At 66.8% G+C, this 4,703-nt stretch carries 3 protein-coding genes; all 3 read left to right on the forward strand.

What is annotated here, in order from left to right; translation table 11 throughout:
* Positions 1-1,644 (forward strand): 3-hydroxyacyl-CoA dehydrogenase (locus AKL29_RS01765; RefSeq protein WP_244481675.1); only part of this gene is annotated, 1,644 nt, incomplete at its 5' end.
* Positions 1,645-1,799: 155 nt separating this feature from the next.
* A complete protein-coding gene (pimA, locus tag AKL29_RS01770; protein ID WP_050382632.1) occupies positions 1,800-3,488 on the forward strand; it encodes a dicarboxylate--CoA ligase PimA in 1,689 nt (562 codons plus the stop codon).
* Positions 3,485-4,672, forward strand: a complete 1,188-nt coding sequence (locus tag AKL29_RS01775) for an acetyl-CoA C-acyltransferase (RefSeq protein WP_050382635.1) — start codon at positions 3,485-3,487, stop codon at positions 4,670-4,672. The genes pimA and AKL29_RS01775 overlap by 4 nt, the downstream gene beginning before the upstream one ends.
* Positions 4,673-4,703 lie beyond the last annotated feature (31 nt).

Here is a 4,703-nt window from a genome sequence, read left to right on the forward strand (position 1 = left end):
ATGATCGTCGGCGGCGATCCGATCGGCGCGGACGCGGCGCTGAAGGCCGGTCTGATCGAGGAGATCGTCGAGGGTCCGGCGTCGGGCGGTGAGGCGTTTGCGCGCAAGGTGGTTGCCGAGAAGCGTCCGCTGCGCAAGCTGCGCGATGACGACAGCAAGCTCGCCGCGGCCAAGGCCGATCGTTCGATCTTCACCAATGCAGTCGCTGCGCTGACCAAGAAGTCGCGCGGCCTCGAGGCGCCGTTCGCCGCTGCCGACGCCGTCGGCGCCGCGATCGACCTGCCGTTCGATGAGGGCCTGAAGAAGGAGCGCGAGGGCTTCCTCAAGCTGATGAACGGCGACCAGTCCAAGGCGCAGCGCTATGCCTTCTTCGCCGAGCGCGAGGCCGCTAAGATCTCCGGCGTCCCCGAGGGCACCAAGGGCCGCAACGTGGCGCGCGTCGCCATCCTCGGCGCCGGCACCATGGGCGGCGGCATCGCGATGTCGTTCGCCAATGCCGGCATCCCGGTCACCCTGATCGAGACCGGCGAGGAGCAGCTCAAGCGCGGCATGGGCATCATGCAGAAGAACTACGAGGCGACCGCCGCGCGCGGCGGCATTCCGGCGGACGCGCCCGCCAAGCGCATGGCGCTGATCAACGGTGTCGTCGGCATCGAGAACGTCGGCGACGCCGATCTCGTGATCGAGGCGGTGTTCGAGACCATGGCGGTCAAGAAGGAAGTGTTCGGCAAGCTCGACCAGTATGCCAAGCCGGGCGCGGTGCTGGCCTCCAACACCTCCTATCTCAACATCGACGAGATCGCGAAGTCGACCAAGCGTCCGCAGGACGTGCTGGGCATGCACTTCTTCTCGCCGGCCAACGTCATGAAGCTGTGCGAGATCGTGCGCGCCGACAAGACCGCGCCGGACGCGCTGGTCACCGCCGTCTCGATCGCCCGCAAGATCGCCAAGGTGCCGGCAGTGGTCGGCGTCTGCGACGGCTTCGTCGGCAACCGCATGCTGGCGCAGCGCGGCAAGCAGTCCGAGAAGCTGCTGTTCGAGGGCGCGTTGCCGCAGCAGGTCGACGCCGTGGTGACCAAGTTCGGCATGCCGATGGGCCCGTTCGCGATGGGCGATCTCGCCGGTCTCGACATCGGCTGGCGCTCGCGCAAGGACCGCGGCATCAAGTCGGAGATCGCCGACGCGCTCTGCGAAGCCGGCCGCTTCGGCCAGAAGACCGGCAAGGGCTACTACAAGTACGAGCCGGGCTCGCGCGCGGCGCTGCCGGATCCCGAGGTCGAGAAGCTGATCGACGAGACGCTTGCGCGCCTCGGCCGCAAGAAGCGCGTCGTCAGCGACGACGAGATCCTCGAGCGCATGATGTACCCGATGATCAACGAAGGCGCGAAGATCCTCGCCGAGGGCATCGCGGCGCGGCCGTCGGATATCGATGTGGTCTGGCTCTATGGCTATGGCTGGCCGATTTATCGCGGCGGTCCGATGTTCTGGGCCGACACCGTCGGCCTCAAGCACATTGCCGATCGCCTGGCCTTCTACGCCAAGGAGACCAACGATCCCTCGCTCGAGCCGGCGCCGCTGCTCAAGAAGCTCGCCGACGAGGGCAAGACCTTCGCCTCGCTCGCCGCGCCGTCGAAGGCGGCGTGATCGAGCGACGGCCCAACCAAGTGTCGTTCCGGGGCATCGCAATGCGATGAACCCGGAACCCATGGCGCCGTCGAATGAGTGGATTGATGGATTCCGGGTCTGGCCCTTCGGGCCATCCCGGAATGACGACCTTTAGAGTCCCTGCGAAGGCATTCATGACCTATCCCGGCGAACAATATTATCCCAAGGGCGTGCAGTGGAGCGACGAGATCACGCGCGGCACGCTGCCGGACCTGCTCTCGAGCGCCGCCGCCGAGTTCGGCGCGCGCCCGGTGCTCGAATTCCGCGACCGGCCGATCAGCTACGCCGAGCTGGAGGCCCTGGTCGAGACCGCCGCTGCGGCCTTCATGCGGGCCGGCTACGGCAAGGGTACGTCGGTCGCGCTGTTCCTCGGCAATTCGCCTGACCATCCGATCAATTTCTTCGGCGCGCTGAAGGCCGGCGCCCGCGTCGTGCATCTGTCGCCGCTCGACGGCGAGATCGCGCTGTCGCACAAGCTGTCCGATTCAGGCGCGCGCGTGCTGGTCACCAGCAATTTGTCGGCGCTGTTGCCGACCGCGCTGAAATTCCTCGCCAAGGGTCTGCTCGACCGTCTGATCGTCTGCGAGGACGACAATTGGGGCAAGGTCGGCACGCCGCAGACGGCGCTGCCCGACAATCCCGCGATCATCACCCACCGCCAGTTCATCGACGGCGCGACCAGGCCGTCGCAATGGCCGGCGGTCGACGTCGAGGACGTCGCGCTGCTGCAATATACCGGCGGCACCACGGGCCTGCCCAAGGGCGCCATGCTCAGCCATGGCAATCTCACCGCGGCGGTGTCGATCTACGACGTCTGGGGCAAGCCCGGGCGGCTCGAACGCAATGCGATCGAGCGCGTGATCTGCGTGCTGCCGCTGTTTCACATCTACGCACTGACCGTCGTGCTGCTGTCGGCGATCCGGCGCGGCCATCTGATCTCGCTGCACCAGCGCTTCGATGTCGAGGCCGTGATGCGCGACATCGAGGTCAAGCGCGCGACGGTGTTTCCCGGCGTGCCGACGATGTGGATCGCGATCGCTTCGCTGCCCGATCTCGACAAGCGCGATCTCTCTTCGCTGGTGGTCGCCGGCTCCGGCGGCGCGCCGCTGCCGGTGGAGGTCGCGAAGATCTTCGAGCGCCGCGTCGGCATGAAGCTGAAGAGCGGCTGGGGCATGACCGAGACCTGCTCGCCCGGCACCGGCCACCCGAAGGAGGGACCGGAGAAACCGGGCTCGATCGGCTTGATGCTGCCCGGCATCGAGATGGACGTGGTGTCGCTGGAGGATTCCACCAAGGTGATGCCGGTCGGCGAGGTCGGCGAGATCCGCATCCGCGGCCCGAACGTCACCAAGGGCTACTGGAACAGGCCGGCGGAGACCGCGGAGGCTTTCGTCGGCGACCGCTTCCTCACCGGCGACATCGGCTACATGGATGCCGACGGCTATTTCTATCTGGTCGACCGCAAGAAGGACATGATCATCTCCGGCGGCTTCAACGTCTATCCGCAGATGATCGAGCAGGCGATCTACACCCATCCCGCCGTGCAGGAGGTGATCGTGATCGGCATTCCCGACGATTACCGCGGTGAAGCCGCGAAAGCCTTCATCAAGCTGCGCGACGGGCAGCCGGCGTTCTCGATCGACGAGCTGCGCGCATTCCTCAGCGGCAAGGTCGGCAAGCATGAATTGCCGGCGGCGGTCGAGTTCGTCGACGAATTGCCGCGCACCCCGGTTGGCAAGCTGTCGCGTCACGAATTGCGCCAGCAGCAGCCCAAGACACCTCAATCCACGCAACAACAGACTGCATCAGGATCCCGCTCATGACCGACGCCGTTATCGTCTCCACCGCCCGCACGCCGATCGGCAAGGCCTATCGCGGTGCGCTCAACGTCACCGAGGGCGCGACCTTGCTCGGGCACGCGATCGGCGAAGCGGTGGCGCGCGCCAAGGTCGATCCGAAGGAGATCGAGGACGTCGTGATGGGCGCGGCGATGCAGCAGGGCGCGACCGGCGGCAACATCGCGCGCAAGGCGCTGCTCCGCGCCGGCCTGCCGGTGACGGTCGCCGGCACCACCATCGACCGGCAGTGCGCCTCCGGCCTGCAGGCGATCGCACTCGCCGCGCGCTCGGTGATCTTCGACGGCGTCGAGATCGCGGTCGGCGGCGGCGGCGAGTCGATCTCGCTGGTGCAGAACGACAAGATGAATTCCTTCCACGCCCAAGATCCGGCGCTGCTCAAGATCAAGGGCGAGGTCTACATGCCCATGATCGACACCGCCGAGATCGTCGCCAAACGCTACAACATCTCGCGCGAGAGGCAGGACGAGTATGGCCTCGAAAGCCAGCGCCGCACTGCCGCCGCGCAGCAGGGCGGCAAGTTCAAGGAAGAGCTCGCGCCGATCGCCACCATGATGGCGGTCACCGACAAGGCGACCGGCGCCGTCACGATGAAGGAGGTGACGCTGTCGCAGGACGAAGGTCCGCGGCCGGAGACCACGGCCGAAGGGCTTGCCGGCCTCAAGCCGGTGCGCGGCGAGGGCTTCACCATCACCGCCGGCAATGCCAGCCAGCTCTCGGACGGTGCCAGCGCCTCCGTGATCATGAGCGACAAGGAAGCCGCCAAGCGCGGGCTGAAGCCGCTCGGCATCTTCCGCGGCTTCGTCTCCGCCGGCTGCGAGCCGGACGAGATGGGCATCGGTCCGGTGTTCGCGGTGCCGCGTCTGCTCAAGCGCCATGGCCTCAAGGTCGACGACATCGATCTCTGGGAGCTCAACGAGGCCTATGCGGTGCAGGTGATCTATTGCCGCGACAAGCTCGGCATCGATCCGGAGAAGATCAACGTCAATGGCGGCGCGATTTCGGTCGGCCATCCCTACGGCATGTCGGGTGCGCGGCTCACCGGCCACGCGCTGATCGAGGGCCGCCGCCGCAAGGCCAAGTACGCCGTCGTCACCATGTGCGTCGGTGGCGGCATGGGCGCGGCCGGCCTGTTCGAGGTGCTGCAGTAATTCACCGTCGTCCTGGCGAAAGCCAGGACCC

The organism is Bradyrhizobium pachyrhizi (genome assembly GCF_001189245.1).
GTDB classification, from domain to species: domain Bacteria; phylum Pseudomonadota; class Alphaproteobacteria; order Rhizobiales; family Xanthobacteraceae; genus Bradyrhizobium; species Bradyrhizobium pachyrhizi.